General features: G+C 64.7%; 20 protein-coding genes. 7 read left to right on the top strand and 13 right to left on the bottom strand.

Annotated features, from left to right (window positions below; translation table 11 throughout):
- Positions 1-55 precede the first annotated feature (55 nt).
- Positions 56-1,552 (bottom strand): caspase family protein, encoded by a 1,497-nt coding sequence (locus ACVMDN_RS15785; protein WP_141341088.1) that lies wholly within the window; start codon positions 1,550-1,552, stop codon positions 56-58.
- Positions 1,553-1,782: 230 nt separating this feature from the next.
- Between ACVMDN_RS15785 and ACVMDN_RS15780 the strand changes: the two genes are divergently transcribed.
- The 4 genes from ACVMDN_RS15780 to ACVMDN_RS15765 all read left to right on the top strand — a co-directional run bounded on the left by ACVMDN_RS15780 (position 1,783) and on the right by ACVMDN_RS15765 (position 6,910).
- A complete protein-coding gene (locus ACVMDN_RS15780; RefSeq protein ID WP_076828710.1) occupies positions 1,783-2,736 on the top strand; it encodes a helix-turn-helix transcriptional regulator in 954 nt (317 codons plus the stop codon).
- A gap of 250 nt (positions 2,737-2,986) precedes the next feature.
- Positions 2,987-3,679 (top strand): helix-turn-helix transcriptional regulator, encoded by a 693-nt coding sequence (locus tag ACVMDN_RS15775; RefSeq protein WP_309143530.1) that lies wholly within the window; start codon positions 2,987-2,989, stop codon positions 3,677-3,679.
- A gap of 251 nt (positions 3,680-3,930) precedes the next feature.
- Positions 3,931-5,424 carry a DEAD/DEAH box helicase gene (locus ACVMDN_RS15770; RefSeq protein ID WP_057018600.1) on the top strand — a complete coding sequence of 498 codons (1,494 nt, stop codon included), beginning with the start codon at positions 3,931-3,933 and terminating at the stop codon, positions 5,422-5,424.
- Between the two features lie 418 nt (positions 5,425-5,842).
- Complete coding sequence (locus ACVMDN_RS15765) at positions 5,843-6,910, top strand: GGDEF domain-containing protein (RefSeq protein WP_141343350.1); 1,068 nt, start codon at positions 5,843-5,845, stop codon at positions 6,908-6,910.
- A gap of 274 nt (positions 6,911-7,184) precedes the next feature.
- Here the strand turns inward: ACVMDN_RS15765 and ACVMDN_RS15760 are convergent, their stop codons facing one another.
- From ACVMDN_RS15760 to ACVMDN_RS15725, 8 genes are all read right to left on the bottom strand, one after another.
- Complete coding sequence (locus ACVMDN_RS15760; RefSeq protein WP_076828718.1) at positions 7,185-7,667, bottom strand: TfoX/Sxy family protein; 483 nt, start codon at positions 7,665-7,667, stop codon at positions 7,185-7,187.
- A gap of 177 nt (positions 7,668-7,844) precedes the next feature.
- On the bottom strand, positions 7,845-8,234 hold the full coding sequence (locus ACVMDN_RS15755) for a HesB/IscA family protein (protein ID WP_050384272.1): 390 nt from the start codon (positions 8,232-8,234) through the stop codon (positions 7,845-7,847).
- 158 nt (positions 8,235-8,392) lie between these two features.
- Positions 8,393-8,764, bottom strand: coding sequence for an SUF system Fe-S cluster assembly protein (locus ACVMDN_RS15750; protein WP_141343349.1), 372 nt, complete (start codon positions 8,762-8,764; stop codon positions 8,393-8,395).
- Positions 8,761-10,008 (bottom strand): cysteine desulfurase, encoded by a 1,248-nt coding sequence (locus tag ACVMDN_RS15745; RefSeq protein ID WP_141343348.1) that lies wholly within the window; start codon positions 10,006-10,008, stop codon positions 8,761-8,763. Before ACVMDN_RS15745 ends, ACVMDN_RS15750 begins: the two co-directional genes overlap by 4 nt.
- Positions 10,005-11,327 (bottom strand): Fe-S cluster assembly protein SufD, encoded by a 1,323-nt coding sequence (gene sufD, locus ACVMDN_RS15740; RefSeq protein WP_141343347.1) that lies wholly within the window; start codon positions 11,325-11,327, stop codon positions 10,005-10,007. The genes ACVMDN_RS15745 and sufD overlap by 4 nt, the downstream gene beginning before the upstream one ends.
- Positions 11,328-11,344: 17 nt before the next feature.
- The gene (gene sufC, locus ACVMDN_RS15735) at positions 11,345-12,097 is read right to left on the bottom strand and encodes a Fe-S cluster assembly ATPase SufC (RefSeq protein WP_028332213.1); all 753 of its coding nucleotides are present in this window, start codon (positions 12,095-12,097) and stop codon (positions 11,345-11,347) included.
- A 57-nt stretch (positions 12,098-12,154) separates the two neighbouring features.
- On the bottom strand, positions 12,155-13,651 hold the full coding sequence (gene sufB / locus ACVMDN_RS15730; protein ID WP_038380064.1) for a Fe-S cluster assembly protein SufB: 1,497 nt from the start codon (positions 13,649-13,651) through the stop codon (positions 12,155-12,157).
- 94 nt (positions 13,652-13,745) lie between these two features.
- On the bottom strand, positions 13,746-14,903 hold the full coding sequence (locus ACVMDN_RS15725) for a cysteine desulfurase family protein (RefSeq protein ID WP_253590347.1): 1,158 nt from the start codon (positions 14,901-14,903) through the stop codon (positions 13,746-13,748).
- A 462-nt stretch (positions 14,904-15,365) separates the two neighbouring features.
- Here ACVMDN_RS15725 and ACVMDN_RS15720 point away from each other — a divergent pair, with 462 nt between their 5' ends.
- Entirely contained in the window at positions 15,366-16,013 is a 648-nt protein-coding gene (locus tag ACVMDN_RS15720; RefSeq protein WP_016843213.1) for an alpha/beta hydrolase, read from the top strand.
- Between the two features lie 98 nt (positions 16,014-16,111).
- Here ACVMDN_RS15720 and ACVMDN_RS15715 read toward each other — a convergent pair whose 3' ends face one another.
- The 3 genes from ACVMDN_RS15715 to ACVMDN_RS15705 form a co-directional block, all read right to left on the bottom strand.
- Positions 16,112-16,441 (bottom strand): DMT family transporter, encoded by a 330-nt coding sequence (locus ACVMDN_RS15715; protein WP_028332217.1) that lies wholly within the window; start codon positions 16,439-16,441, stop codon positions 16,112-16,114.
- Positions 16,442-16,444: 3 nt separating this feature from the next.
- On the bottom strand, positions 16,445-17,122 hold the full coding sequence (locus tag ACVMDN_RS15710; protein WP_141342564.1) for a glutathione S-transferase family protein: 678 nt from the start codon (positions 17,120-17,122) through the stop codon (positions 16,445-16,447).
- A gap of 82 nt (positions 17,123-17,204) precedes the next feature.
- Positions 17,205-18,308 (bottom strand): anhydro-N-acetylmuramic acid kinase, encoded by a 1,104-nt coding sequence (locus tag ACVMDN_RS15705; RefSeq protein ID WP_057020017.1) that lies wholly within the window; start codon positions 18,306-18,308, stop codon positions 17,205-17,207.
- A gap of 152 nt (positions 18,309-18,460) precedes the next feature.
- Here ACVMDN_RS15705 and tyrS point away from each other — a divergent pair, with 152 nt between their 5' ends.
- Together tyrS and ACVMDN_RS15695 are read left to right on the top strand one after the other, a co-directional pair.
- Entirely contained in the window at positions 18,461-19,714 is a 1,254-nt protein-coding gene (gene tyrS, locus ACVMDN_RS15700; protein ID WP_057020016.1) for a tyrosine--tRNA ligase, read from the top strand.
- A gap of 56 nt (positions 19,715-19,770) precedes the next feature.
- The gene (locus tag ACVMDN_RS15695) at positions 19,771-21,018 is read left to right on the top strand and encodes an MFS transporter (protein WP_076832296.1); all 1,248 of its coding nucleotides are present in this window, start codon (positions 19,771-19,773) and stop codon (positions 21,016-21,018) included.
- Between the two features lie 675 nt (positions 21,019-21,693).
- On the opposite strand, the gene ACVMDN_RS15690 is transcribed toward ACVMDN_RS15695, so the two are convergent.
- Positions 21,694-25,398, bottom strand: a complete 3,705-nt coding sequence (locus ACVMDN_RS15690) for a YhdP family protein (protein ID WP_141342565.1) — start codon at positions 25,396-25,398, stop codon at positions 21,694-21,696.
- Positions 25,399-25,418 lie beyond the last annotated feature (20 nt).

Raw genomic sequence — 25,418 nt, 5'->3', positions numbered from 1 at the left:
TGCCTCGCCCCTCAGAATCCGATTGTAACGCGGATCTGGCGGCAAGGATGCAAGGCTATCGCCTGAAGGTCTTGATTTCCGACACGCTGCCGTCGCGATAGGTCAGCTCGACCGAGACCGCCCTGGTCTGCGGCGCAAGCTTCAGATAAGGCTGCGCGTCAGACGGGATCGCGCTGGGATCGCGCGAATTGCAGGATGGCATCTTCAGGACCTTGTCCGGCACCGCGGTGTCGATGCCGATGCGCACCTCGCGGATCGCGCAGCGATACGACATCAGGTGCGTATAGTAGACCAGCAGCCCGTTGAACTCGCGGAATGACAGCCAGCTGGTCGCGGTCATGTCGAGGATCTTGCGCTGGTCGCGGATCAGCGCGGCGTCGGGATCGAACTTGATCGGGAACGGCCCCTGCATCATGCCTTGCGTATCGACATAGCGAATCTCGATCGTTGCGGCCGGCGCATCGGCCGGCAGCTCGACCGACGGATTGGGCATCCGCTTGCGCGTGCGCGGATCGAGCGTGTCGATGAAGCCGGTTTCGCGGAAATCGCCGCTGTCGCCGATCCGCCAGGAAATCCCGAGCGTCGGATCGGCGATCGAGAACACCACGGTCCAGCCGCCATTGTGCCGCGAGAAGCTCGCGATCGGCGCGTTGATCGAATCCTCCTTAGGCAGCTTCGGCACCGCGACCGGCGGCAGCGCGGCCACCTGCTGCGGCGGCGCGGACGGCTTGGTCGCCTCGGCCTGCCCCTTCGCGATCCCGTTCAGGAAGACATCGTCGACCATCTGGTCGAAATAGACCGGGATCTGCTTGTGCTTCACGGTCTCGGCCATCTCACTGACCAGGCGCCGCGTGCGCTGCGCGACCTGCACGAGATTCTCGCCGGGCTGCAGCAGCTCCTTGGCGAAGGTCCGCGTGAATACCGAATTGGGATTGGCATCATCGTTCGAAAGACGGTCGAGCGCGGTCTGGCGCGGCCCCGCCGAGAACACCGAGAACACGCCCTCCGGCAGTTGCGTCATCGGCGCGAGGCCACCGCCGCCGGCGACCGCGCGCGTGCCGGCGCGCTCGAACGGATTGTTGCGGCAGGCGTCGAACACCAGGATCGAGGTGCGCGCCTTCTTGTTCTGCAAGCGCTCGACGATGCGGTCGGCGAGAACAGAGGCGTCGCGCACCAATTCCTCCTGCCCTTCGGTGGCGGCCGGCACGTCGGTCGGTAGCAGGAAATTCTGGCCGGCGATCTCGAAGCCGTGGCCGGCATAGAAGAAGAACGCGGTATCGCCGGGTTCGACGGCGCGGTCGAACGCGAGCAGCGTCTCGGAGAACGCCTGCCGGTTGAGGTTCTCGGCTACCATGACGCTGAAGCCGAGCTGCTTCAGCGTGTCGCCCATGGTGCGGGCGTCGTTGACCGCCTTCTGCAGCCTGGGCACGTTCCTGTAGTCATTATTGCCGATCACCAGCGCGACGCGCTTTTCGGCCTGGGCGGGTGCGGCCGATGCGACAAATGCAACCGCCCAAAGGATCGCCGAAAGTCTCGAAAGCCAGCTCTTCATCCCGTTTCCCCGCCTGCACGACAAATGCGCCGCCCGTGCGACCGCCGTCTAATAGTCGGACCAGCCGTTTCGCCGGTTCAAGGCCGGCCGCGGACGGCCGTTCCGGCCGGCCACGCCAGGCCGAAATGAGGGATCCGATTTGTCTTAGGTCAAGTTTCTTTTTACGGCCCGCGTGATAGATTCGAAGCTCCATCCGGTTCGAGCTCTCCGCACGTCGCAACGGCTTTTCCGTGCACACATGGTCTACTGATCAAGTCGATCCCAAGGATCGCTTCGACTATTGGCGCGAGGTCCGCGCCAAGGGGCTGTTCGGCGTCACCGCCGAGTTGGAAGCCGACCGGCGCCGCGACTTCTTCGGCGAGTTCTCGCTGCGCAAGCTCGGCGATGCCGGGCTGGTCGAGCTGCGGGCCTCGCCGTACCGCGTCGAGCGGCGCACGGGCGACATCGCCGATGCGGCCAGCGACAGCCTGTGCATCTACCAGCAGCTTGGCGGCGGCGGCTGGTTCGGCGGCGCGCGGCTCGATGAATTTGCCGTTCGCGACGGCATGTTCGCGACCAGCTATTCGGACCTGCCCTATCGCACTGTCCCCCTGCACGATGACGGCTTCCACCTGCGCATCATCAAGGTCCCGGTGGCCAACATCGTCCCGCCGGGCGCCGAGCTCGGCGAACTCGTCCCCAGGCCCGTGCAGGATGAGACCGCGCTGCGGGCCCTGCTGGAAGCATGCTTCCGCGACCTCATCGAAAGCAATGATGCCGCGGCGGCGGGCACGGCGCCGACGGTGCAGGCGCTGGCGCATATCGCGCTGATCGAGCGCGGCATCATGCGGCCGAAGAGCCGGCTCGCGCAGCAGGCCTTGCGAACCGCCCATTTGTCGCTGGCCCGGCGCCTGATCCGGCGCCACCTGGCGCGTGCGGCGCTGTCGCCAACCCTGATTGCCGGCCTGCTCGGCATCTCGGTCCGTCACCTGCACATCCTGTTCGAGGAAACCGAGATGAGCTTCTCGGAGACCGTCACCGCGCTCCGGCTCGAGCAAAGCCGCCGCCTGCTCCGCGAGCAGCCCAGGCAGACGATCGCCGAGGTCGCCTTTGCCTGCGGCTTCGAGAGCCTTGCGACGTTCTACCGCCTCTTCAATGCATCCGAATCCATGACACCGGGCGACTACCGCGCGCGAACGGCCTGAGCGCCCGTCCGGACCGGCCGGGACACCGCGCTCGCAGTTTGCCGAGCTCCGCCGCGCCCCCTTCACTCCTTGAACTTCACACCGCCGCGCGATCCGACGTTCGTTGAACCGAAGTGATCAGCCTGCGCGCATTGAGAAGATATTTTCCGGCCATTTCGCCAGAACCACTGCGGCGCTTCGCCCGGGTTCGGCACCGCAAATTTCCTTACCGACGACGCGCGCGCTCATGCAGAGCGAGGGATCAGTCACGATGCGCGGTAAGCACGGGGATCACAGCCAGGAAACGCCAGCTACAGGCGCGACGCGCATTTATCTCGATGCCGCGGACCTGCGAGCGGATCAAATCCCGGCATCTGAGCCAGCCCGTCAGGGCTCAGCGGCGACCGGCAATCACGGCTGGACGCCGCTGCTCGAAGCTTGCCTCGCCGACTTCAAGGAAGCGACGAAGGCCGGTGATACCGCTTGCATTCCTGCGCTGGTCAAGATCGTGGCGGACCTTGCGCTGATCGAGCGCGGTGTGATCAGGCCGGGCAGCCGCCGGGCGCAGCAGGCGCTGCGCGTCGGCCGGCTCAGCCTCGCGCGCCACCTGATCACGCGCCATCTTGCCAAGCCAAGCCTGTCGCCAGGGATGGTCGCCGGCATGCTCGGCGTCTCGGTCCGCTACCTGCACGTCCTGTTCGAGGCGACCGGGGCAAGCTTTTCGCAGACCGTCACCGCCCAGCGCCTGAGCGAGAGCCGAAGGTTGCTTTGCGAGAAGCCGCCGCGGCCGATCGCCGACATCGCCCTCACCTGCGGGTTCGGCAGCCTCGCCACCTTCTACCGGATATTCGGCGATTCCGAAGGCCTGACGCCCGGCGGATTCAGGATGAAAAACAGCGCGGAGGCCCCCGCTGTGACCTCGCCGTCCGGGGCGGGGGTCGTGATTCATTTGACCGCCAAATGACGAAAAGACGCGTATTTCAGTCAAAACGTTAAGCTTTTTCGGCCATCCGGCTGGTTCCAAGATTGACTTTACCGCTTTCGCCCCTATGTTGCGGGCAACGCGGCCCTCGGATCGAAACGCGATTCGTCAGGTTTGCCGTCCGTCGGCGTTAGTCAGAGCCCCCGAGCTTTATAGAAAAGCGAGCCGTTTCGGGGCCGAACGCGACAGCCTTTTACCTGCGATGCCGAACGGCGGTTTCGACCAGAGGCTCAATGTCTTTTTCCAATCTAGGCCTGTCCGATAAGGTCCTCGCCGCAGTTGCGGCCACCGGTTACACCAATCCCACTCCGATCCAGGAACAGGCAATCCCGCACGTTCTCGCCCGGCGCGACGTCCTCGGCATTGCCCAGACCGGCACCGGCAAGACCGCTGCCTTCGTTCTCCCGATGCTTACCCTGCTCGAGAAGGGCCGCGCCCGGGCACGGATGCCGCGCACCCTGATCCTCGAGCCGACCCGCGAGCTTGCCGCGCAGGTGAAGGAGCAGTTCGACAAATACGGCGCCGGTCAGAAATTGAACGTGGCGCTCCTGATCGGCGGCGTCTCGTTCGGCGACCAGGACTCCAAGCTGATGCGCGGCGTCGACGTCCTGATCGCTACGCCCGGCCGCCTGCTCGACCACACCGAACGCGGCGGATTGCTGCTCACCGGCGTCGAGCTGCTGGTGATCGACGAAGCCGATCGCATGCTCGACATGGGTTTCATCCCCGACATCGAGCGCATCTGCAAGCTCGTCCCGTTCACGCGGCAGACCCTGTTCTTCACCGCGACGATGCCTCCGGAGATCAGCCGCATCACCGAGGCCTTCCTGCACAATCCTGCGCGGATCGAAGTCTCCAGGCCCGCGACCACCGCCGTCACCGTGACGCAATTGCAGGTCCCGGCCGGTCGCGAAGCGCATGACAAGCGCGAGATCCTCCGCCGCCTGCTGCGCGATGCCAAGGATCTCAACAACGCGATTATCTTCTGCAATCGCAAGCGCGAAGTCGCCGTCCTTCACAAGTCACTCCAGAAGCACGGCTTCAGCGTCGGTGCCCTGCACGGCGATATGGATCAATCCGCCCGCACCGCGGCCCTCGATCAATTCCGGAAGGGCGAGATTCCGCTGCTCGTCGCCTCCGACGTCGCCGCCCGTGGTCTCGACATTCCCGCGGTGAGCCACGTCTTCAATTTCGACGTACCGCACCACCCCGACGACTATGTCCACCGCATTGGCCGTACTGGCCGCGCCGGACGCACCGGTACTGCGATCTCCATCGTCACCTCGCTCGATAGCAAGTCGATGACCGCGATCGAGAAGCTGATCGGCCAGCCGATCCCGCGCGCTGAGGGCGACTACACCGTTCACAGCGAAGCCTCCGACGAGGACGCCGCGCCGCGCCGCTCGCGTGGCCGCGAAGGTTCGCGCGATGGTGCCCGCGGCGGCCGCAAGCCGCGCCGCGAGCGCGAGGCGCGCCACGGTGAACGCGAGCCGCGTCACGGTGAACGCGAAGCGCGTCACGAGCGGGAGCCCCGCGAGGAGCGCGCAGCGAAGCCGGAGCGTGAACCGCGCCACGGCCGCAATTCGGCTCCGCAGGCCGCTCCGTCGCACGTGCCGTCGATCGGGCGTGCCGAGCCACGGCGGCCGCAGCGCGAGGTGGACCATGAGCCCGCCGATCATTCGCACCTGCCCGCCTTCCTGCTACGACCTGTGCGCGCACGCGCATAAGGCCTGCTCTGATGCCGCCGCGCCAGCGGCGGTATTCCGGACACTTCTGTTACCGCCCACGACCGGCGCACGCGCTGATTCCTCAGCGTTTGAAGCAAATGCGCCCAGTTTGCGCCTCGCACCAAAGCGCGATGAGATTTGCGCGAAGCGTCATCGCGCCTTAGCTCGTTGTTTGTGCATGATCTTTTCGGAAAACCGCTGCGCACTTTTCCGGATCATGCTGTAGCGAGCAAACGAAAAGCGCCCGAAAGTGGCGCTCAAGGCGGACAAACATCGGGCGCGCCGCATGGTCGCCGCAGCCGGCTTCCCCGTAGTTCCACTGTTTACCTTGCCTTCACTCTCGTCCCGTACCCTCGCCCCAATAGTTTAGTCATTGCTGCCGGGTTTAATCGGCATTGCGTGCATTGAGGACGTGACAGTGGTCAAGCTGCTGGACGAACACGAACGTACGTTGGCCTTTGCCGAAGTGGCGCTTGGCCAGATCCGCTCGCTTCGCCAGACCGCAGTCCCCCGCAACTATGAAATCTGGTACGTCTACGCGACCGGATACAACGCGCCGCTCAACAAGGTCATCAACGAGACGCTGGCGCGCAGTGGCAAGCTCTCTGAATCCGATCTCGAGCAGATCTACGAAACCTACCTTTCGCACATCAAGACCTCGGACCGCATCGACAAGGTCGGCGCGCGCGTCATCGGCGAGATCGACGCCGTCATGAAGCTGATCACCGATGCGCTCGGCGTGTCCGCGACCTATGACGCCAGCCTCGTCGGCGCCAGCGATAAGCTTGCGAGCGCGACCACCCGCGATCACATCAAGCCAATCGTCGATAGCCTGGCGAAATCGACGCGCGAGATGCGCGAGACCAATCAGGCATTGGAGAACCGGCTCGCGCTGTCGAAGTCGGAGATCAGCGACCTGCAGCATAGCCTCGAGGCGATCCGTGCCGAGAGCCTGACCGATCCGCTCACCGGCCTCGGCAACCGGAAATATTTCGACCGCTCGATCGACATGGCGGTGCAAGCCGCGCTCGCCAGCGGCGAGCCGCTGTCGCTCCTGATGTTCGACATCGACCACTTCAAATCGTTCAACGACTCCTACGGCCATCTCACCGGCGACCAGGTGCTGCGGCTGGTGGCACAGTCGCTGAAGCAGAACATCAAGGGCCAGGACATCACCGCCCGCTATGGCGGCGAGGAATTCGCAGTGGTGCTTCCCAACACGGCGCTGCGGCAGGCGCTGACGGTCGCCGACCACATCCGCCGCGCCGTGATGGCCAAGGAGCTGAAGAAGAAGTCGACCGGCGAGATCCTCGGCCGCGTCACGATCTCGGTCGGCGTCTCCATGCTGAAGCCGACTGACGACACCGACTCGCTGATTGAGCGCGCCGACGCCTGCCTCTATGCCGCCAAGCGCGCCGGCCGCAACCGTGTGATCTGCGAGGCCGATCCGGAATACAGCACCGAGATCCAGACCCGCGTGGCGTGAGCCGCATATGCGGGTCTGCGGATTGCTTCGTCGCCCATGCTCCTCGCAATGACATGGACAAATTCGCTCATCCTTTCAGGGTGATGGGGATGCAGCGCAATCTCTCCCCTCGTCGTCCCGGCGAAAGCCGGGACCCATAACCACAGGGTTGAGTTGTTAGAAGGTTGTGGCCCCAGCGTCGTGCAACAATGACCTTCGGTGGTTATGGGTCCCGGCTTTCGCCGGGACGACATCGAGCATGTTGCGTCATCGAGAGGCATACATTCACGGTCTCTCAGGATCGGGACCGATTCTTTCCTGTGCGCTTCTTCCGAGCCGAAGATTGCTTCGCAGTCGCCTTGCTCGCGGCCACCTTCTTCCCTGCGGTCTTCCTGCCTGCAGTCTTCTTCGCAGGCGCCTTCGACTTTCGCGCAGCCGCTCGTTTCCTCGGCCGCTTGCGCAGGGCGGCGCGCTGGGCGGCGCCGAGTGCCGACCGTGCCCAGACTGCGAGTTCTTCCGAATCATCGAACAGCCGTGCCGGCAGCTGCCAGTAGGAGTTCACCGTGACGGTCTTCGACCGTGTCTGATACTGGAATGGCCCGCAGCCCTCCGCCTCAAATTGCGGGATGGTCTGCTCGTCGGCACGAAAGTAGAGCCCGGCACGCAAGGCGAGCGCGAAGTTAGTGCCGTCCGCGGAGATGCCGTAGCCGGAGAACATCCGGCGCAGCGTGACCGGGCCGAAATCGGCGAACAGGTCGGTGAGGAATTCGCGGTCCATGTGCCGATCGCCCCCGTTTCTGTCGCCTCATGGTAAGGAGCACGTCTCCATCCATGTCATTGCGAGCGTAGCGAAGCAATCCATCGCGCAACAAGCGGAAACATGGATTGCTTCGCCACGCTCGCAATGACGGGCAACACAGGTGCCGATCACACAACAATCGATATGCGGACGTCTCTAGACCGTGGCCGGCTTGAGCTGCACCGATTCGCCGCAGCCGCAGGCGGAGACCTGGTTCGGGTTGTTGAACACGAACTGGGCCTGCATTTTGTCGGCCACATAGTCCATCTCGGTTCCAAGCAGGAACAGCACGGCCTTCGGATCGACCAGGATCTTCACGCCCTTGTCCTCGACCACTTCATCGGTCGGACGGATCTCGTGAGCGTATTCGACGGTATAGGACTGTCCGGCGCAGCCGCCATTCTTGATGCCGACGCGCAGCCCGACGATCTCGGAATCCGCGCGCTTGGTCAGCTCGGTGATCCGCTCCGCGGCGGCATCGGTCAGTTTCATGACCTGCGGGCGCGGCCGCTTCGGCTTGGCCGGGGTTGGTGAAGCTTGCGTCATGTCACTCATGTGGTCAGTCCCAGCGGCAAATCAATTGCCGATCTTCTTGAGCCTAAGTCCAATCCGTAAAGGTTCTTGATCAGAACCTTTACCTCTTGTTCTGACGCGTTTTCTTCACGCGAACCGGCATCCACTTCGCTCGAAAACGCTGCGACGCATCACCACATATTGAGGACGAGGCGCGCCTCGTCCGACATCCGGTCCGGCGTCCAGGCCGGATCCCACACCAGGTTGACGTTGACGACGCCGACGCCGGGAACGCTGGCGACCGCGTTCTCCACCATCTGCGGCAACTCGCCGGCGGCCGGGCAGTTCGGCGTGGTCAGCGTCATCATGATGTCGACCGAGCGATCATCCTTGAGATCGACCTTGTAGATCAGGCCGAGTTCGTAGATGTCGGCCGGGATTTCCGGGTCGAACACCGTCTTCAGCGCCGCGACGATCTCGCCGCTCATGCGCTCGGTCTCCTCCACCGGCAGTGCCGAGGTGGTTTCCATGGTGGCCGTCTTGACTTCGGCTGTATCGGTCATGCGAACAATTCCCGCGCCTTGATCAGCGCCTGCGCCAGATGGTCGACTTCTTCCCTGGTATTATACATCCCGAAGGATGCACGGCAGGTGGCCGTCACGTTGAACCGCTCTAAAAGCGGCATCACGCAATGCGTGCCGGCGCGCACCGCAATGCCCTGACGATCGATCACGGTCGCGACATCGTGGGGATGCGCGCCCTTCATTTCGAACGAGATCACGGGACCCTTGTTGCGAGCGGTTCCGATCACCCGCAGCGAGTTGATCTCGCGCAGGCGCTCCTGCGCATAGGTGAGCAGCTCATGCTCATGCGCGGCGATGCGCTCCTTGCCGATCGAATTGACGTAGTCGATCGCAGCCCCCAGCCCGATCGCCTCGACGATCGGCGGCGTCCCGGCCTCGAACTTGTGCGGCGGATCGCCATAGGTGACCCAGTCCTTGGCCACCTCACGGATCATCTCGCCGCCGCCGTTGAACGGCCGCATCGCCACCAGATGCTCGTGCTTGGCATAGAGCGCGCCGATGCCGGTCGGTCCGTACACCTTGTGACCGGTAAAGGCGTAGAAATCGCAATCGAGGTCCTGGACGTCGATCGGCAGGTGCACCGCGCCCTGTGCGCCGTCGACCAGCACCGGGATGCCGCGAGCGTGCGCCAGCCGGATCACCTCCTTGACCGGAACCAGCGTGCCGAGCGCGTTCGACATCTGGGTGATCGCGACGATCTTGGTACGCGGGGTCAGAAGCTTCTCGAACTCCTCGATCAGGAAGTTGCCCTCGTCGTCGACCGGTGCCCACTTGATCACGGCACCATGGCGCTCCCTGAGGAAATGCCAGGGCACGATGTTGGAGTGGTGCTCCATGATCGAGAGGACGATCTCGTCACCCTCCTTGATGTTCACCCCGCCCCAGGACGACGCCACCAGGTTGATCGCCTCGGTGACGTTGCGGGTGAAGACGATCTCTTCATTGCGGCGGGCGTTGATGAACTGCGCGACCTTGCCGCGGGCGCCCTCATAGGCCTCGGTCGCGGCATTGGCGAGGTAATGCAGGCCGCGATGCACATTGGCGTATTCGCTCTTGTAGGCCTCGGTCATGCGGTCGAGCACCGCATTCGGCTTCTGTGCCGAGGCCGCGTTGTCGAGGTAGACCAGCGGCTTGCCGTAGATCTGCATGGCGAGCGCCGGGAAATCCTGCCGCACCAGCGCGACGTCGTAACTGCCGTTGGCGACCGCCTTGTGCATGCTCACGCCCTCGCCTGAAGCCAGCGCTGCGCGGTGGCAATTGCGACCTCGCGCAACGCTTCGCTGGCGATGGTCTCGATCGCCTCGCCGACGAAGGCCTGGATCAGGAGCGCCTGCGCTTCCTTCTCGGGCAGTCCGCGGGCGCGCATGTAAAACAGCAGGCTTTCGTCGAGCGCACCGGTGGTCGCACCGTGACCGCAGGTGACGTCGTCGGCGAAGATCTCGAGTTCGGGCTTGTTGTCGGCCTCCGCGTCGTCGGACAGAAGCAACGCACGGGTCATCATCTTGGCGTCGGTCTTCTGCGCGTCGGGGCGGACGATGATGCGGCCCTGGAACACCGAATGGGCGCGGTCGTCGACAACGGCACGGAAGATCTCGCGGCTCGCGCAGTGCGGCACCGCGTGATCCATGAACAGCGTGGTGTCGGCGTGCTGCTTGCCGTTGATCAGATTGACGCCGTTGGTCTCGACCGTCGAGCCCTCGCCGGCGCAGGTCACCGCCAGCTGATAGCGGCTGACATGACCGCCCGAGGTCAGGCCGAAGGTGTTGAAATGGGCATGCGCGCCGAGCGACACCGTCGCCGAGGAAATGTTGAAGGCATCGACGCTGTCTTCGACCAGGCGCACGTGATCGAGCCGTGAATTGTCACCGATCGCAACAACCAGTCCGTCATGGGTCTGGTAGGCCTTGGCGCCGTCGGCGGCGAGATAGCTCTCCACCAGCGTCACGCCGGTATCGCGGCCGAGCCGGAGCAGCGACCGCGTGAACGTCGAGGCCGGCGCAGTGCCGGATGCGACATGCACGATGTGCAGCGGCTGGGTCAGCACCGTGCCGTTGGCGACGTCGATGACGACCCCGTCGGTCGCCATCGCGCCATTCAGCGCGATCATGGGGTTGGCGACATCAGACGCGAGAGCCTGTGTCGCGACGATCTCGTCGCCGGCTTCCAGCGCGAGGCGCAGCGGATTGATCGAGAGCCCTTTCTCCAGATCTCGCCAATCGGAGAGATCAGGCGCGAACGCGCCGTCGACCAGCACCAGACGCCGGACGCCTTCGATCGCGCGGGCCTGTACGACGGCCCTGGCGCGGCTCAGCGCGGCATCATCCGGTGCCGCCGCGAGCGGCAGCACCTCGCGCATCAACGCGCGCAGGTCGGTGTATTTCCAGTCCTCGATCCGGCGATGCGGCAGGCCTGATCGTTCATAAGCCTCGAAGGCCTGGCGCCGCTGATCGGCGATCTTGCCCTCGCCCGGCAGACGGTTGCGCACCACGGCGAATGCATCGCCCAGCGCGCGCCCGGTCTCGGTCTTTGCAACAACGTTCATCACAAAACCCGCGTTTGTCAGGCAGCGTCTTCGAACTGCGCGTAACCGGACTCTTCCAGCTCCAGCGCCAGTTCCTTGCCGCCGCTCTTCACCACCCGGCCCTTCGACATCACGTGCACGAAGTCCGGCACGATGTAGTTGAGCAGCCGCTGATAGTGGGTGATCACGACCATCGCGCGCTCCGGCGAGCGCAGCGCGTTGACGCCGTCGGCCGCGATCCGCAGCGCGTCGATGTCGAGGCCGGAATCCATTTCGTCGAGGATGCAGACGGCCGGCTCGAACAGCGCCATCTGCAGGATCTCGTTGCGTTTCTTTTCGCCGCCGGAGAAGCCGACATTGACGCCGCGCTTCAGCATGTCCTGCGGAATGTTCAGCGACTTGGCGACCTCGCGGACCTTCTTGAGGAAGGCCGGCGACGAGATCTCGTCCTCGCCGCGCGCCTTGCGCTGGGCGTTGAGCGCCGCGTGCAGGAAATTCCAGGTGGTGACGCCGGGAATCTCGACCGGATACTGGAACGCCAGGAACACACCCTTGGCGGCGCGCTCGTTCGGCTCCATCTCCAGCAGGTCCTCGCCCCTGAACAGGATCTGCCCGCCGGTGACTTCATAACCCGGCTTGCCGGCGATGACGTGGGAGAGCGTCGACTTGCCGGAGCCGTTCGGCCCCATGATCGCGTGCACCTCGCCCGGGTTCACCGTGAGCGACAGCCCGTGGAGGATCTCACGCTCCTCGACACGAACCTGCAGATCTTTCACTTCAAGCAGAGACATCTGATTTTTCCTGAGCATCACCACGAGGCGCGTCGGCCGCGCCGTTGGCGGGATGGATTAGCCAACCGAACCTTCAAGGCTGATCGAGATCAGCTTCTGCGCTTCCACCGCGAACTCCATCGGCAGTTGCTGCAGCACGTCCTTCACGAAGCCGTTGACGACGAGGCCGACGGCTTCCTCCTGCGAGAGCCCGCGCTGGATACAGTAGAACAGCACGTCCTCGGAAATCTTCGACGTCGTCGCTTCATGCTCGAACGTCGCCGAGGAATTCTTGGCCTCGACATAGGGCACGGTGTGCGCGCCGCACTTGTCGCCGATCAGAAGCGAGTCGCAGGCGGTGTAGTTGCGCGCGCCGGTGGCCTTGCGGTGCGCGCTGACCAGGCCGCGATAGGTGTTCTGCGACTTGCCGGCGGCGATGCCCTTGGAGATGATCCGGCTCGACGTGTTCTTGCCGAGATGGATCATCTTGGTGCCGCTGTCGACCTGCTGGAAGCCGTTCGAGATCGCGATCGAGTAGAACTCGCCGCTCGAATTGTCGCCGCGCAGGATGCAGCTCGGATATTTCCAGGTGATCGCCGAACCGGTCTCGACCTGGGTCCAGGAGATCTTCGAATTGCGACCACGGCAGTCGCCACGCTTGGTGACGAAATTGTAGATGCCGCCCTTGCCTTCCGAATTGCCCGGATACCAGTTCTGCACCGTCGAATATTTGATCTCGGCATCGTCGAGCGTGACGAGCTCGACCACGGCGGCGTGCAGCTGGTTCTCGTCGCGCTGCGGCGCGGTGCAGCCCTCGAGATAGGAGACGTAGGAGCCCTTGTCGGCGATGATCAGCGTGCGCTCGAACTGGCCGGTGTTGCGCTCGTTGATGCGGAAATAGGTCGACAGCTCCATCGGGCAGCGCACGCCCGGCGGCACGTAGACGAACGAGCCGTCGGAGAACACAGCCGAATTCAATGTCGCGAAGTAATTGTCCGAGGTCGGCACCACGGTGCCGAGATATTTCTGCACCAGCTCGGGATGCTCGCGGATCGCCTCCGAGATCGGCATGAAGATCACGCCGGCCGCCTTCAGCTCCTTCTGGAAGGTGGTCGCAACAGAAACCGAATCGAACACGGCGTCGACCGCGATCTTGCGGTTCGGCGTCTGCTCGCCACCGGGCGGCGGCTCGACGCCCTCGAGGATCGCGACCTCGCGCAAGGGGATACCGAGCTTCTCGTAGGTCTTGAGGATTTCCGGATCGATCTCGTCGATCGAGGACAGCGTCTTCTTCGGCTTCGGCGCCGCGTAGTAGTAGATGTCCTGGTAGTCGATCTTCGGATAGTCGACGCGCGCCCAGGTCGGCTCGGTCATGGTCAGCCAGCGGCGATACGCCTCCAGGCGCCATTCCAGCATCCAGGCCGGTTCGTTCTTCTTTGCGGAGATGAAGCGGACGGTGTCTTCCGACAGCCCCTTCGGGGCCTTGTCGGACTCGATCAGCGTCTCAAACCCATATCGATACTGGTCGACGTCGATGCGCCGGACGCGCTCGACCGTCTCTTGTACAGCAGGCATTCAATCCTCCGCTCGCGGTTTCAAGGACCGCGGTGGATCTCAAGTTCCGAAAATCTCTTACGATGCTTTGATGACGAAATCCGCTTAGAACAGTTCAAGCTGTGTTTCGTCGTCCCCCCTTAACTAAGGTATCGGCGAGCTTTCGCCAAGCCTTGAGGGTCAAATCCACGTCTGTCTCCGTGGTAGACCAGCCAAGACTAAGCCGCACCGCTCCCTGGGACACCTCCGAACGGTATCCCATTGCCTCCAGCACGTGGGACGGCTGGACCTTGCCCGAGGAGCAGGCGGAACCGGACGAGACCGCGATTCCCCCAAGGTCGAACCCGATGACCGCCGTCTCGGCCTTCATTCCGGGCGCCGTGAACAGAACGGTATTAGGCAACCGCTTGACGTCATCGGAGAACACCAGCACGTCCGGCGTCTGCCGCAGCCCGTGCTCGAGCCGGTCGCGCAGTCCCCTGACGCGGGCTGCATCGGCCTTCAGCGCCGCCATCGCGGCCTTGGCGGCCGCACCGAACCCGGCGATGCCGGCGATATTCTCGGTCCCTGCCCGCCGCCCGAGCTCCTGCCCGCCGCCGCGCAGAAACGCCTCAAGGCCCTCGACGCCCTCGGCGAGCACCAGCGCGCCTGCGCCCTTCGGTCCGCCGATCTTGTGCGCCGACAGCGTCACCAGGTCGGCCTGCGTCGAGGCCAGATCGAACGGGATCTTGCCGAACGCCTGGATCGCATCGACATGCAGCAGCCCGCCAGCCGCATGGACGATTTCGGCGACATCAGCCACCGGCTGAATGGCACCGGTCTCGTTGTTCGCCAGCATCACCGAGACCAGAGCCGGCGGACCATCGGCCAGCAGTGCGCGCAGATGGTTGAGATCGATCACACCGGCCCGCGTGACATGGATTGCGGAGGTCGCCTCCGTCGCAAACCGACCGCCCGCGAGCACGGACGCGTGCTCGATCGCCGACACCAGGAGCCGCTGCACCGGCGCGCCCGCAGCGCGGCGCAATCCCGGCGTCAGTGCGAGCGCATTGGCTTCGGTCCCACCGGAGAGAAACACCACGTCCCGCGGCCGGCCGCCGACCGCCTTCGCCACGGCATTGCGGGCATCCTCAAGCAGCCGTCGCGCCCGCCGTCCCTCGCTGTGCACCGAGGACGGGTTGCCGATCAATTCCCACGCCGCAGCCATCGCCGCCTTCGCCTCCTGGCGAAGCGGCGTGGTGGCATTCCAGTCGAGATAGACGCGATCGTCCATGGAGCTATCCGCGGCAACCACCATGGTTGCGGCCTTCACTGCGAGATAACGACAGTTAACGACCGAGACCAGATCAGACGTCACCGGCACGGGAGATTTTTCCCGCGCGGCGGGAGCCTCGCGCTGCAGCCAGACACGGCGTTCGCGGTCCCCCAAGCGCGATCGCATTTTGACAGACTGAAACTTCAGGTAGCCTCCGAAGCAATCCGGCCGTGTCGATCCGGATCGCCGTCGCCGCGTCGGCAACGTGCGCGTCGCGACGCGGATTCGCGACCGCCAAGCGGCACAATTTCCTTGATTTTTGCCCCTTGCGTCATGCTAGAAGGCCTCCAGCGTGCCGCGCGGCGGTGCCTGCGCCGATTTCATCACGAGCTGCTCTGTTCGCGAACCGTCGCTGAAGATGGCTCCAACCGGTTGATTGATCGACGTCAATCAAGGGAACGCGGCAATCAAGGGAACACAATGCCTGAAGTCATTTTCACCGGCCCTGCTGGCCGCCTCGAGGGCCGCTACCACCCGGCCAAGCAGAAGAACGCGCCGATTGCGATGATCCTGCATCCGCATCCGCAGTTCCACGGCACGATGAACCACCAGATCGTCTATCAGTGCTACTACGCGTTCGCGCATCGCGGCTTCTCGGTGCTGCGCTTCAACTTCCGTGGCGTCGGCCGCAGCCAGGGCTCGTTCGATCACGGCACCGGCGAATTGTCCGACGCCGCGAGCGCGCTCGACTGGGCGCAGGCGATCAATCCGGAGGCCCGTGCCTGCTGGGTTGCGGGCTTCTCGTTCGGCGCTTGGATCGGCATGCAGCTTCTGATGCGCCGGCCGGAGGTCGAGGGATTCATCTCGATCGCGCCGCCCGCCAATCTCTACGACTTCTCGTTCCTCGCGCCCTGCCCGTCGTCGGGCCTGATCGTGCACGGCGACAAGGATGCCGTGGTGCCGCCCAAGGACGTCAACACGCTCGTCGAGAAGCTGAAGACGCAGAAGGGCATCGTGATCGACCAGCAGGTCATCCCCGGCGCCAACCACTTCTTCGACGGCAAGCTCGAGCCGCTGATGGAGACGGTGACCGGCTATCTCGACATGCGTCTCGCCAACGTGCGCTGACGACGCCGACCTTGTAGCCCGCATGAGCGAAGCGACGTGCGGGTCGCGGCCGACAAGACCCCGGATATCGCTGCGCTCATCCGGGCTACGGCACTGACCTATTCCGGCGCCAGCTTCAGCGCCGCAATCCCGACCAGCACCAGCGCAATCCCTGCGACCTTCATCGGATTGAGCGCCTCGTTGAACAGCAGCACGCCCATGGCCAGCGTGCCGGCCGCGCCGATGCCGGTCCACACCGTGTAGGCGACGCCGACACCGAGCACCTGCAGCGCGCGTCCGAGCAGGAACACGAACGCGGCGAGCAGCAGCAGCGAGACCAGCGTCCAGCCGAGCCGCGTATAGCCTTCGGCATATTTCATCGAAATCGCCCAGCCGACGTCCAGCAGGCCGGCGACGACGAGCGCGATCCAGGCAACCGAATGCGACATGGCTTACGCGGCGAGCTTCAGCATATGCGCGCGGTGGCCGACCAGGAACGCATGCAGCAGCGCCGGATAGTCAGGCGACACCGCACTGCGTACGCTCGGCCGCTGTGCCAGCGCGCTGCGCCAGGCGCGAAGTTTTGGCGTGTGCGTGAAAACAGCGAGATCGGTCAGCTGGTCGAACAGATCGAAATAGCGGAAGATCGGCGCGAACACCGCATCCACCAGACTGAAATTCTGGCCAGCGAAGAACGGACCAGCGCCGAGTGCGGCCTCGACGCGCGCGAATTTTGCCACGACCGCCTGCCGCTTGCTCTCGAAGGCCGCGGCATCGGTGGCAGTCTCGAGCCCCCAGAGATCGCCGAGAATGGCCGAGCCGAACTCCATCCAGGCGCGATGCTCGGCGCGGACAAGAGGATCCTGTGGGTGCAGCTTCGCCCCCGCCTGCGTCTCCTCGATGTACTCGCAGATCACGTTGCTCTCGAACAGCGCGACCTCCTTGCCGTCGTCGCGCGTCACCACCAGCACCGGCACCTTGCCGAGCGGCGAGATCTTCAGGAACCAGTCCGGCTTCCTGGCGAGATCGATGTCGATCCGCTCGAACGGCACGCCCTTCTCACGCAGCGCGATCACCGCGCGTTGCACATAGGGGCAGAGCTTGTGGCTGATCAGTTTCAGGGCGGCCATGACGAACCTCGCGTTCAATGCAACTGCATCGAATTAAATGCAGCGGCATGGAACTGTCAAGGTAGATGCATTTGCATCTAAATCACGGTCGCGCGATAATGCCCCCGGTCATCGGGATCGGCACCCCCGTTGTGGCAGGGTAGCTCAGAGGCAGGCCCTTCATGCCGCGCGCGGCAAGGAAGCCGAACGCCTGCGCCTCGATCGCATCCGCCGCCCAGCCGAGCGCCTCGGCCGGCTCGACGGTCGCCGGCGCGAGGCGCTCGCGCAGCATCCGCAGCATCGTGAGGTTGGAGGCGCCGCCGCCACAGATGATCCAGCTTTTCGGCTGTTTCGGCAGCAGCGGCACGACGCGGGCGATGGCCGCGGCCGTGAAGGCGGTCAACGTCGCGGCGCCATCGGCCGGCGCCACGGCGCCGAGCTTGAGACTGGCGAAGTCGTTGCGGTCGAGCGATTTCGGCGGCGGCAGCGCAAAGAACGGCAGCTTCAGCGCCTGTGCGATCCAGGCGTCGTCGGGCTTGCCCATTGCGGCGAACTTGCCGGCGGTGTCGAACGGCTGATGCATCTGACGGAACATGAAGTCGTCGAGCAGCGCATTGCCCGGCCCGGTGTCGCAGGCGATCAGCGTGTCCGTGCCGTCGATATACGTGATGTTGGAGACGCCGCCGATATTGACCACGACGATCGGCCCCTCGCGGTTTAGCGATTGCGCCAGCGCGCGGTGGTAGACCGGCACGAACGGCGCGCCCTGCCCGCCGGCCTCGACGTCGGCGGCACGGAAATCGTGCATCACCGGAATGTGGATCACCTTGGCGAGCGCCAGGGCATCGCCGATCTGCACCGTCAACCTCCGCTCGGGGCGATGCAGCACGGTCTGGCCATGGAACCCGACGATGTCGATATCCTGGGCCGAGATCCGGTGCTGTGCTGTGAAGCTGGCGACCGCCTCGGCATGGGCCGTGGTGACGGCCTGCTCGGCCTGCCGCAAAATCCCCGGCCGGGCGTCGCGCCGCGACAGATGGACCGCCTCCGTCAGCGCCTGGCGCAGCAGGCTGCGCTCGCCTTCGGTATAAGGCCGATAGCCCGAGGGGCCGAAGGCCTTGATCTGGCGGCCGTCGGTCTCGATCAATGCCACGTCGACCCCGTCGAGCGAGGTGCCGCTCATCAGACCGAGTGCCGTTAACATCATGCTGGAAGCGCCCCAGCCGGGAACCCCCGGCTTGTCTCAAACAAGTACATCCTATAATGCCACTGCGCGTCCGCCTGCGGCAGCCTCAAGCATCAAGGTTCCGCAAATAGATGCAAAAACCGTAAAACAAGAATGATCTGGCTCGCCGACAAATGACTGCATTTAAATCGGATTTCCTGAACACTTTACAGGAACGCGGCTTCGTCCACCAGTGCTCCGATTTCGAGGGCCTCGACGCGCTTGCCGCGAAGGGCCAGGCGACCGCCTATGTCGGCTATGACTGCACCGCGCCGTCGCTGCACATCGGCAACTTCCTCACCATGATGATGCTGTACTGGCTGCAGCAGAGCGGCAACAAGCCGATCACGCTGATGGGCGGCGGCACCACGATGGTCGGCGACCCCTCGGGCAAGGACGAGACGCGCGCAATGCGCACGGTTGCGGAGATCGAAGCCAACAAGGTCTCGATCCGCGGCGTGTTCGCCAAGGTGCTGCGCTATGGCAACGGGCCTTCCGACGCCATCATGCTCGACAATGCCGAGTGGCTGACCAAATTGAACTGGATCGAGATGCTGCGCGACATCGGCCGGCACTTCTCGGTCAACCGCATGCTGACCATGGACTCGGTGCGGCTCCGGCTCGAGCGCGAGCAGGAGATGAGCTTCATCGAATTCAACTACATGGTCTGCCAGGCCTACGACTTCGTCGAGCTGTCGCGCCGCGCGGGCTGCCGGCTGCAGATGGGCGGCTCCGACCAGTGGGGCAATATCGTCAACGGCGTCGATCTCGGCCGCCGCATGGGCACGCCGCAGCTGTTCGCGCTGACCACGCCGCTGCTCACCACCGCCTCCGGCGACAAGATGGGCAAGACCGCCAAGGGCGCGGTGTGGCTCAACGCCGACCAGTTCTCGCCCTACGATTTCTGGCAGTACTGGCGCAATGTCGAGGACGCCGACGTCGTCAAGTTCCTCAAGCTGTTCACCATCCTGCCGATGAGCGAGATCAGCAAGCTTGCGGCGCTGGCCGGCGGCGAGATCAACGAGGCCAAGAAGGTGCTGGCGACCGAAGCGACCGCCCTGCTTCATGGCCGCGATGCAGCGAACGAAGCCGCCGAGACCGCGCGCCGCACCTTCGAGGAAGGTGCGCTGGCCGAAACCTTGCCGACGGTGGAAATTCCGCGCGGCGAATTTGAAGCCGGCGTCGGCGTGCTGGTCGCCTTCGTCAAGGCCGAGCTCGTCGCTTCCAACGGCGAAGCGCGCCGGCAGATCAAGGGCGGCGGCCTGCGCGTCAACGATGCAGCCGTGACCGATGAGAAGATGCTGCTGACTTCGGCCAATCTCACGCCGGAAGGCGTGGTGAAACTGTCGCTCGGCAAGAAGCGCCACGTCCTGCTGAAGCCTGCATAGGCGCATTCGCATTTGTCGGTTGTCGGGAGCGCGGAAAGCGCGCTCCCATCTTTCCGATGGACCAGACCACGCCTCCGAACGTCACGCTTGCAACGCCGGCGAAGCAGTCCCGCGTCGCGCTGAACGTGCTCGCGCTCTGCTTCGTGCTGTCGGTGCTTGGGCGCGGCCTTAGCGACAGCTTCACCGTTTTCCTGAAACCGATCTCGGAAAATTTCGGCTGGGACCGCGCCTCTGTGGTGTCGGTCTACTCGCTGACCTGGCTCGCCAGCGGCCTGACCGCGCCACTGGTCGGACGCCTGTTCGACCGCTCGGGTCCGCGCCTGGTCTATGCGCTCGGCCTCTCGCTGCTCGGTTGCGCCTTCCTCGTCGCCTCGCGCGCGCAAGCGCTCTGGCAATTCCAGCTCAGCGTCGGCCTCTGCGTCGGTTTCGGCACCGCGCTGATCGGCAATGTGTCGAATTCGATCCTGCTCGGCCGCTGGTTCGGACCACGCCTGCCGACCGCGATGGCCGTGATGTATTCGGCGACCGGCGCGGGCCTGTTGCTGCTGTTGCCGCTGTCGCAGGTTCTGATCGACCGGATCGGCTGGCGCGAGGCCTATCAGGCGTTCGGCGTCGGCGCGCTCTGCCTGCTTGTTCCTCTGGTCTTTCTGCCGTGGCGGCTGCTCGCCGGCGGATCGCCGCATATCGTCAGAAAGGCAGAGGCTAGTCTGGCCGACGAAGGCTGGACGCTGCTCAGCGCGATGCGCCACCACGCCTTCTGGGCGCTGTTCTCCACCTTCTTCTTCACCGCGATCGCAATGTATGCGCTGACCGCGCAGATCGTCGCCTATCTGATCGATGTCGGCTTCCCGCCGCTACAGGCGGCAACCGCCTGGGGCTTCTCCGGCGTAGCCCTGTTCGTCGGCATGCTCGGCGTGTCCACCCTCGACGGCATCATCGGCCGCCGGCCCTCGGTGCTGTTCAGCTACGGCGTCTCGATCCTCGGCATCATTCTGCTCTGGCTGCTGCAGTGGTATCCGAACTACTGGCTGCTGACCGGCTTCATCATCTGCTTCGGCAGCATGATCGGCTCGCGCGGCCCGTTGATCACCGCGACCGCGCTGAAGATTTTTCGCGGCGAGCGCGTCGGTACGATCTACGGCACGATCATGATCGGCAGCGGTCTTGGATCAGGGCTAGGCTCATGGGGCGGCGGCCTGATCCACGACTGGACCCACAGCTACAATCCGCTGATCGTCTTCGCGCTGGTCAATGTGGTGCTCGGCCTGATCCCATTCCTGGTGGTGCCGGCGCTGCGACGGTGAGTTCGGACGCGTCCGCTTGCCCCTGCGGAGGCGATGTGGAATCCGACACGAACGCATGCCGGCCTTGGGCCAACGCCTTTGGGCCGACAGGCGGCATTCGCGAAATGAAACAGGCCGCCAACAGCAGCGGCCCTAGTCGATGGCTCCAATTCCTTGATTGCGAGAACCGACTCGAGCAGGCTTGTAAGCCCGGAAGTCGATCCTCTGGTCCGGTACTGCTAGCCGCAGCGACGAACTCTCCGGACCGATCCGTCGTCACGCTCGATCGTGACGGTGCGGCATCCGCGATATCCGCGATCATACCCGTAGGCGCGATAAGCGGGTCGATCGTAGTCTCGGTAGTAACGGGGCTCCGGGCCCACTCTCACGCCGCCGAGCGGAGTATCAACGGCAACCTGAGCTGACGCGGGTGCAATGGAGATCGGCGTGGCCATAGCGAAACCGGCGACCGCCAGTACACCAGCCAATAACAGGGCTCTCATGAGAGTTCCTCCTGAGTTGTTGAATTGCTCTCCAACATCCCAGACAGGGCAAGGTTCCTGCGCGAACGTCATCCGGGCGGCGGGCCGCTCGGACTTGGTCGCAGCCTCGGATGAATGCGGACAGGAACCCGCCGCTGCGCGTCAGCGCGCGAGCTCGACCGACCTTGAAAGCAGGCGTCGATGAGCGAGCGTTCTAGTTGTTCGTCGTCGGCAGATCGTTCGGGCCGTACTGCTTGAACTCGAAGATCTTGCGCGTCAGGCCGGGCGCCAGCGCAGAGATCGGATTGACGCGCAGCACCGGTGCGCTCGGCGTTCCCACCACTTCGTAGGTCACGCCGATCAGGCCTTCATTGCTGCCGGCGCCGAGGAAAATCCCGAAGAACGGGATCTGGCCGAACATGTTGTTCAACCCGTACATCGGAATGAAGGTGCCGTTCATCCGCACCTGGTTGCCGATATAGTCGATGCTGCCTTCGATGGTCGCGCCGATGGTCGGTCCCTTGACCACACCATTGCGGATCGAAAGCTGGCCGCTCTGGCGCGTGAATTCGGCGCGTAGCGCGTCGAACCCGATGCCGTTCTGGGTGCTGACCGGCCCGCCGGCAACGGCCCGATCGAGCTGGGTTTCGCCCTTCACCGAGAATCCGGTGATATTGATGAGCCCTTCCCTGGGGCTCGGCTCAGGGATCGGCGGCTCCATCGCGAGCGTAAGCTGGCCGCCGACCACCTTCGAATAGGTGTCGATGAAGCGCAGGAACGCACCGGCGTCGCTGGTCTGCAGATAGATCACCTCGCGGCCCTGCTGGCGTCCGCGCATATCGACCGTGACGGGGGTGTCGCGACCGACCTTGCCGCTCAGCGTGAACGCCTTGAAGAACCCGTTGCGGCGCGAGACCTTGGCGTCGACGCTGCGCAGCGCTTCGCCGTTGAATCCTGCGACCGCGCCGAGTTTCAGGTCGACATCGAAATCGGTGGTCCTGGTCTTGCTCTTGGGATCGCTATCGCGGCCGGAGATCGCCGACTTCAGGAAGCCGCGGCCGTCGAACACGTCGCCGCGCATCGTCACCTTGATCACGCCGTCGGGACCGCGATCGGCCCGCAGCGAGGTCTTGTCGCCTTCCGACGGCGCGTAGGTCGGGAAGTACGCATTCATGAGATCGCCGTTCTGGTCGACCTCGAGCGCCCCCTTGATCGACACGCCGGCGCCGTCGATCGAGATATCCTCGAACCGGGTCGATTGCCCCTTCGGCACCACGTTGAAGGTCGCCTTGCCGGCCCGGCCCTGCGCCTTGACCCAGCCCGGCAGGATGTTGTCGAGCTTGAGCTGGGTCAGGTCGGCCTCGACGCCCATCTTGGTGGTGGGATTGTCGCCGCTGCCGATCTTGCCGCTCAGCTTGATCGGGATCGCGCCCGAGACCGCGGGACCGAGGTCGAGCCCGAGGCGCGCGCGGCTCGCATCGTCCAGCGTCGCCTGCAGCTTGACGTCGGCGTCGCCCTCAGCCGGCTTGCGGTAGTCGAGCGAGGCCGCCTGCCCGTTGATCTTGACGTCGCCCTTGACCTGGAAGCCGGCATTGCTGGCAATCACTTTCAGCGCGTTGGCTTCGAGCTTCTGGTTCATCACCAGCTTGTCGACGGCAACGCCGGCGATGTCGGCGGTGACCGAGTAGAGCGTATCGGCCTTGGTCAGCTCGCCCTTCACGGGCATGCCGAGATTGATCGTCGCGGTGACGTTGCCCTTGCTGGCGTTGGGATCGATCGGCGGACCGGAGAGATCGCTGAGCCGGTCGGAGGCGAGGATTTCGGCGGCAGCCGGCACCGGACAGTCGACCCGGAACTTGACCTTCGACGGCGACGGCTTCGGCGCCATGTCCGGCACCTCGAAGGTGAAGTCCGACAGCGTGATCTTGCGGCCCGCCGGCGTGTCGGCAATGCCCTGGTTGATGGTCACGGTCGCGCTGCGGCCGGTCACCCTGGCCTTCAGATCCGCGTCATGCACCGCGGGCATCTGATCCACCGGACGCACCGTGACACCCGAGGCGACAATGTTGACCGAGAGGCCGTCATCCGGAATCGGCGGTCCCTTGCGCGACAGGTTGTGCACCGGCGAATTGACGCCTACATCGATACGCTGGAGCGTGCCGCGGTCGATGCGCTCGAGCACCCATTCGCGAACCTCGGGCACGATGATGACCGGCCACATCCGTTTCAGGGCCGAGGCCGACATCGGCGTGCCGGCGAATCCGAGCTGCAGCCGCGGCTCGCCGGAATAGTCGATGCTGCCGGTTCCGGCGACGCCGATCTCGCCATTGGAGATGTCGGCCTGGGTCAGCAGCACGCGCTTCTTGTCAGTGTCGAACCGGAAGCCGATGTTGATGCGATTGAAGATCAACGGTGGTTCGTTCTTGTCGGCGCCGGCCAGCACGATGGTGCCGCCCGACAGGCCGGCCTGCCAGTCGGTGACGTTGTCGTTCGGCGGCTCGAGATGGCCGAGCAGCGTGATGCGGTTGGCGCCCGAGACGACCTTGATCGGCGCCAGCAGTACGCGCCGACCCGAATCCCATTCCACGCTCATCTCGGCCGCATCGATCGGCATCGGATAGTCGGGCGTGTCGGTGTCGATGATGTTGCCGGCGCCGACATTGATCTTGCCGCGGAAGTATGTCGGCAGGCCGTCGCGGCCGAGTTCGCCCTTCATCTCGCCCGACAGCGGCAGGTCGGCGGTGTAGGTCAGATCCTTGGTCCGGAGCGCGAGCAAGATGTTCCGGGTGGAAACCTTGTCGGCTTTGATGTCGACCGAGCGCACGCCGTTCTGCTGCGGTCCGACCAGCACGCGCACCGACCAGGGCTTTGCGCCCTCCTCGCCGAAGCTGAGCGCGACGCCGCCGCCGCTCGGGCGCCGCAGGCTGAGGCTGATGTTCTCGAAGCTCCATTTGTTGCCGCGCTGCTGATCGTCGACGACGAGATTGCCGTTCTTCAGGCCGATCTCGTTGAGGTTCTGCCCGTCGAGGCCGGTCATGCTGAGGCTGTCGAGCCAATCGAGACCGGCGAGCAGCCCGCTCTGAGCCGAATCGGACGCGCCCGCGGAGGGCTCGGCGGCAGCTGGCGGCGAGGCAACCGGCGGCGGCGGGGCTGCGGGTGTCGGACGCGGGAATGTCGGCGGCATCCCCGCCTCCCGCTTGGAGGCAACGCCGGTGGCCAGCGGTTTTGCGGTGTCACCGGCGGACACGGTGACATTGCCGTCTGGCGTGATGCGCACCGACAGCTCCGCGTCGACCAGATTGAGGCTCTCCGCCCGCAACTGGCCCATCAAGAGCGCGGTTCCCGACAGGCGCACTTCGGCCTTGGGCGCGCTCGCAACCACCGCATGGTCGCGGTCGCGGACGATGATGTCGCGGATGCGCACCGCGATCCTGACGCGGCCGGCGCGCTCGATCTGCGTTCCGCCGACCTCGACCGTGTTGCCGTGGCCGATGTTCTCCTCGATCGCCGCGGCGAGCCACGGCGTCGCCATGTCGAGATTGATCGGGCCGGCGCCGAGCCGCCACCACAGCCCGCCGAAGCAGGTCGCGAACATCGCGACCAGCACCACGAGGACCAGTCCGATGCGACGGATCCAGCGCTCGCCGTTCAACCAGCGCCGCATGCCGGAGCAGAAATCGGTGAAGCGATGCAGGTTGGTGTGGGAACGCGCCAGCAATTGCCGCGCACGGTTGCCCGCCGCCTCATCCTGCTCGTCCCACGCAGCGTCGTCCTCCCATTGCGAGAGGTCAGCCCCGGCGCGCGGATTTGGACCCTGCGGCGACGTGTTCCTTGCCATTGCCTCTCGGTGCTGACGGCGAAGCTGATCGCCGCCATCGGGGCGCCCGTCGATCCGTATCGAGCGCTCCTGTGCCGGCATCGCCGCCTATCCTCGCCTAA

This window comes from Bradyrhizobium sp. USDA 4510, assembly GCF_054059095.1.
The sequence above is the reverse complement of the archived record's forward strand: the minus strand, read 5'-3'. Positions and strand labels throughout refer to the sequence as shown.

Coding starts and splice junctions, on each gene's coding strand:
- ACVMDN_RS15725 (WP_253590347.1), bottom strand. CDS start 14,903: ATGGACGATCGCGTCTATCTCGACTGGAATGCCACCACGCCGCTTCGC.
- ACVMDN_RS15750 (WP_141343349.1), bottom strand. CDS start 8,764: ATGACCGATACAGCCGAAGTCAAGACGGCCACCATGGAAACCACCTCG.
- ACVMDN_RS15770 (WP_057018600.1), top strand. CDS start 3,931: ATGTCTTTTTCCAATCTAGGCCTGTCCGATAAGGTCCTCGCCGCAGTT.
- sufC (WP_028332213.1), bottom strand. CDS start 12,097: ATGTCTCTGCTTGAAGTGAAAGATCTGCAGGTTCGTGTCGAGGAGCGT.
- ACVMDN_RS15715 (WP_028332217.1), bottom strand. CDS start 16,441: ATGTCGCATTCGGTTGCCTGGATCGCGCTCGTCGTCGCCGGCCTGCTG.
- tyrS (WP_057020016.1), top strand. CDS start 18,461: ATGACTGCATTTAAATCGGATTTCCTGAACACTTTACAGGAACGCGGC.
- ACVMDN_RS15710 (WP_141342564.1), bottom strand. CDS start 17,122: ATGGCCGCCCTGAAACTGATCAGCCACAAGCTCTGCCCCTATGTGCAA.
- ACVMDN_RS15775 (WP_309143530.1), top strand. CDS start 2,987: ATGCGCGGTAAGCACGGGGATCACAGCCAGGAAACGCCAGCTACAGGC.
- sufB (WP_038380064.1), bottom strand. CDS start 13,651: ATGCCTGCTGTACAAGAGACGGTCGAGCGCGTCCGGCGCATCGACGTC.
- ACVMDN_RS15705 (WP_057020017.1), bottom strand. CDS start 18,308: ATGATGTTAACGGCACTCGGTCTGATGAGCGGCACCTCGCTCGACGGG.
- ACVMDN_RS15785 (WP_141341088.1), bottom strand. CDS start 1,552: ATGAAGAGCTGGCTTTCGAGACTTTCGGCGATCCTTTGGGCGGTTGCA.
- sufD (WP_141343347.1), bottom strand. CDS start 11,327: ATGAACGTTGTTGCAAAGACCGAGACCGGGCGCGCGCTGGGCGATGCA.
- ACVMDN_RS15760 (WP_076828718.1), bottom strand. CDS start 7,667: ATGGACCGCGAATTCCTCACCGACCTGTTCGCCGATTTCGGCCCGGTC.
- ACVMDN_RS15755 (WP_050384272.1), bottom strand. CDS start 8,234: ATGACGCAAGCTTCACCAACCCCGGCCAAGCCGAAGCGGCCGCGCCCG.
- ACVMDN_RS15720 (WP_016843213.1), top strand. CDS start 15,366: ATGCCTGAAGTCATTTTCACCGGCCCTGCTGGCCGCCTCGAGGGCCGC.
- ACVMDN_RS15695 (WP_076832296.1), top strand. CDS start 19,771: ATGGACCAGACCACGCCTCCGAACGTCACGCTTGCAACGCCGGCGAAG.
- ACVMDN_RS15690 (WP_141342565.1), bottom strand. CDS start 25,398: ATGCCGGCACAGGAGCGCTCGATACGGATCGACGGGCGCCCCGATGGC.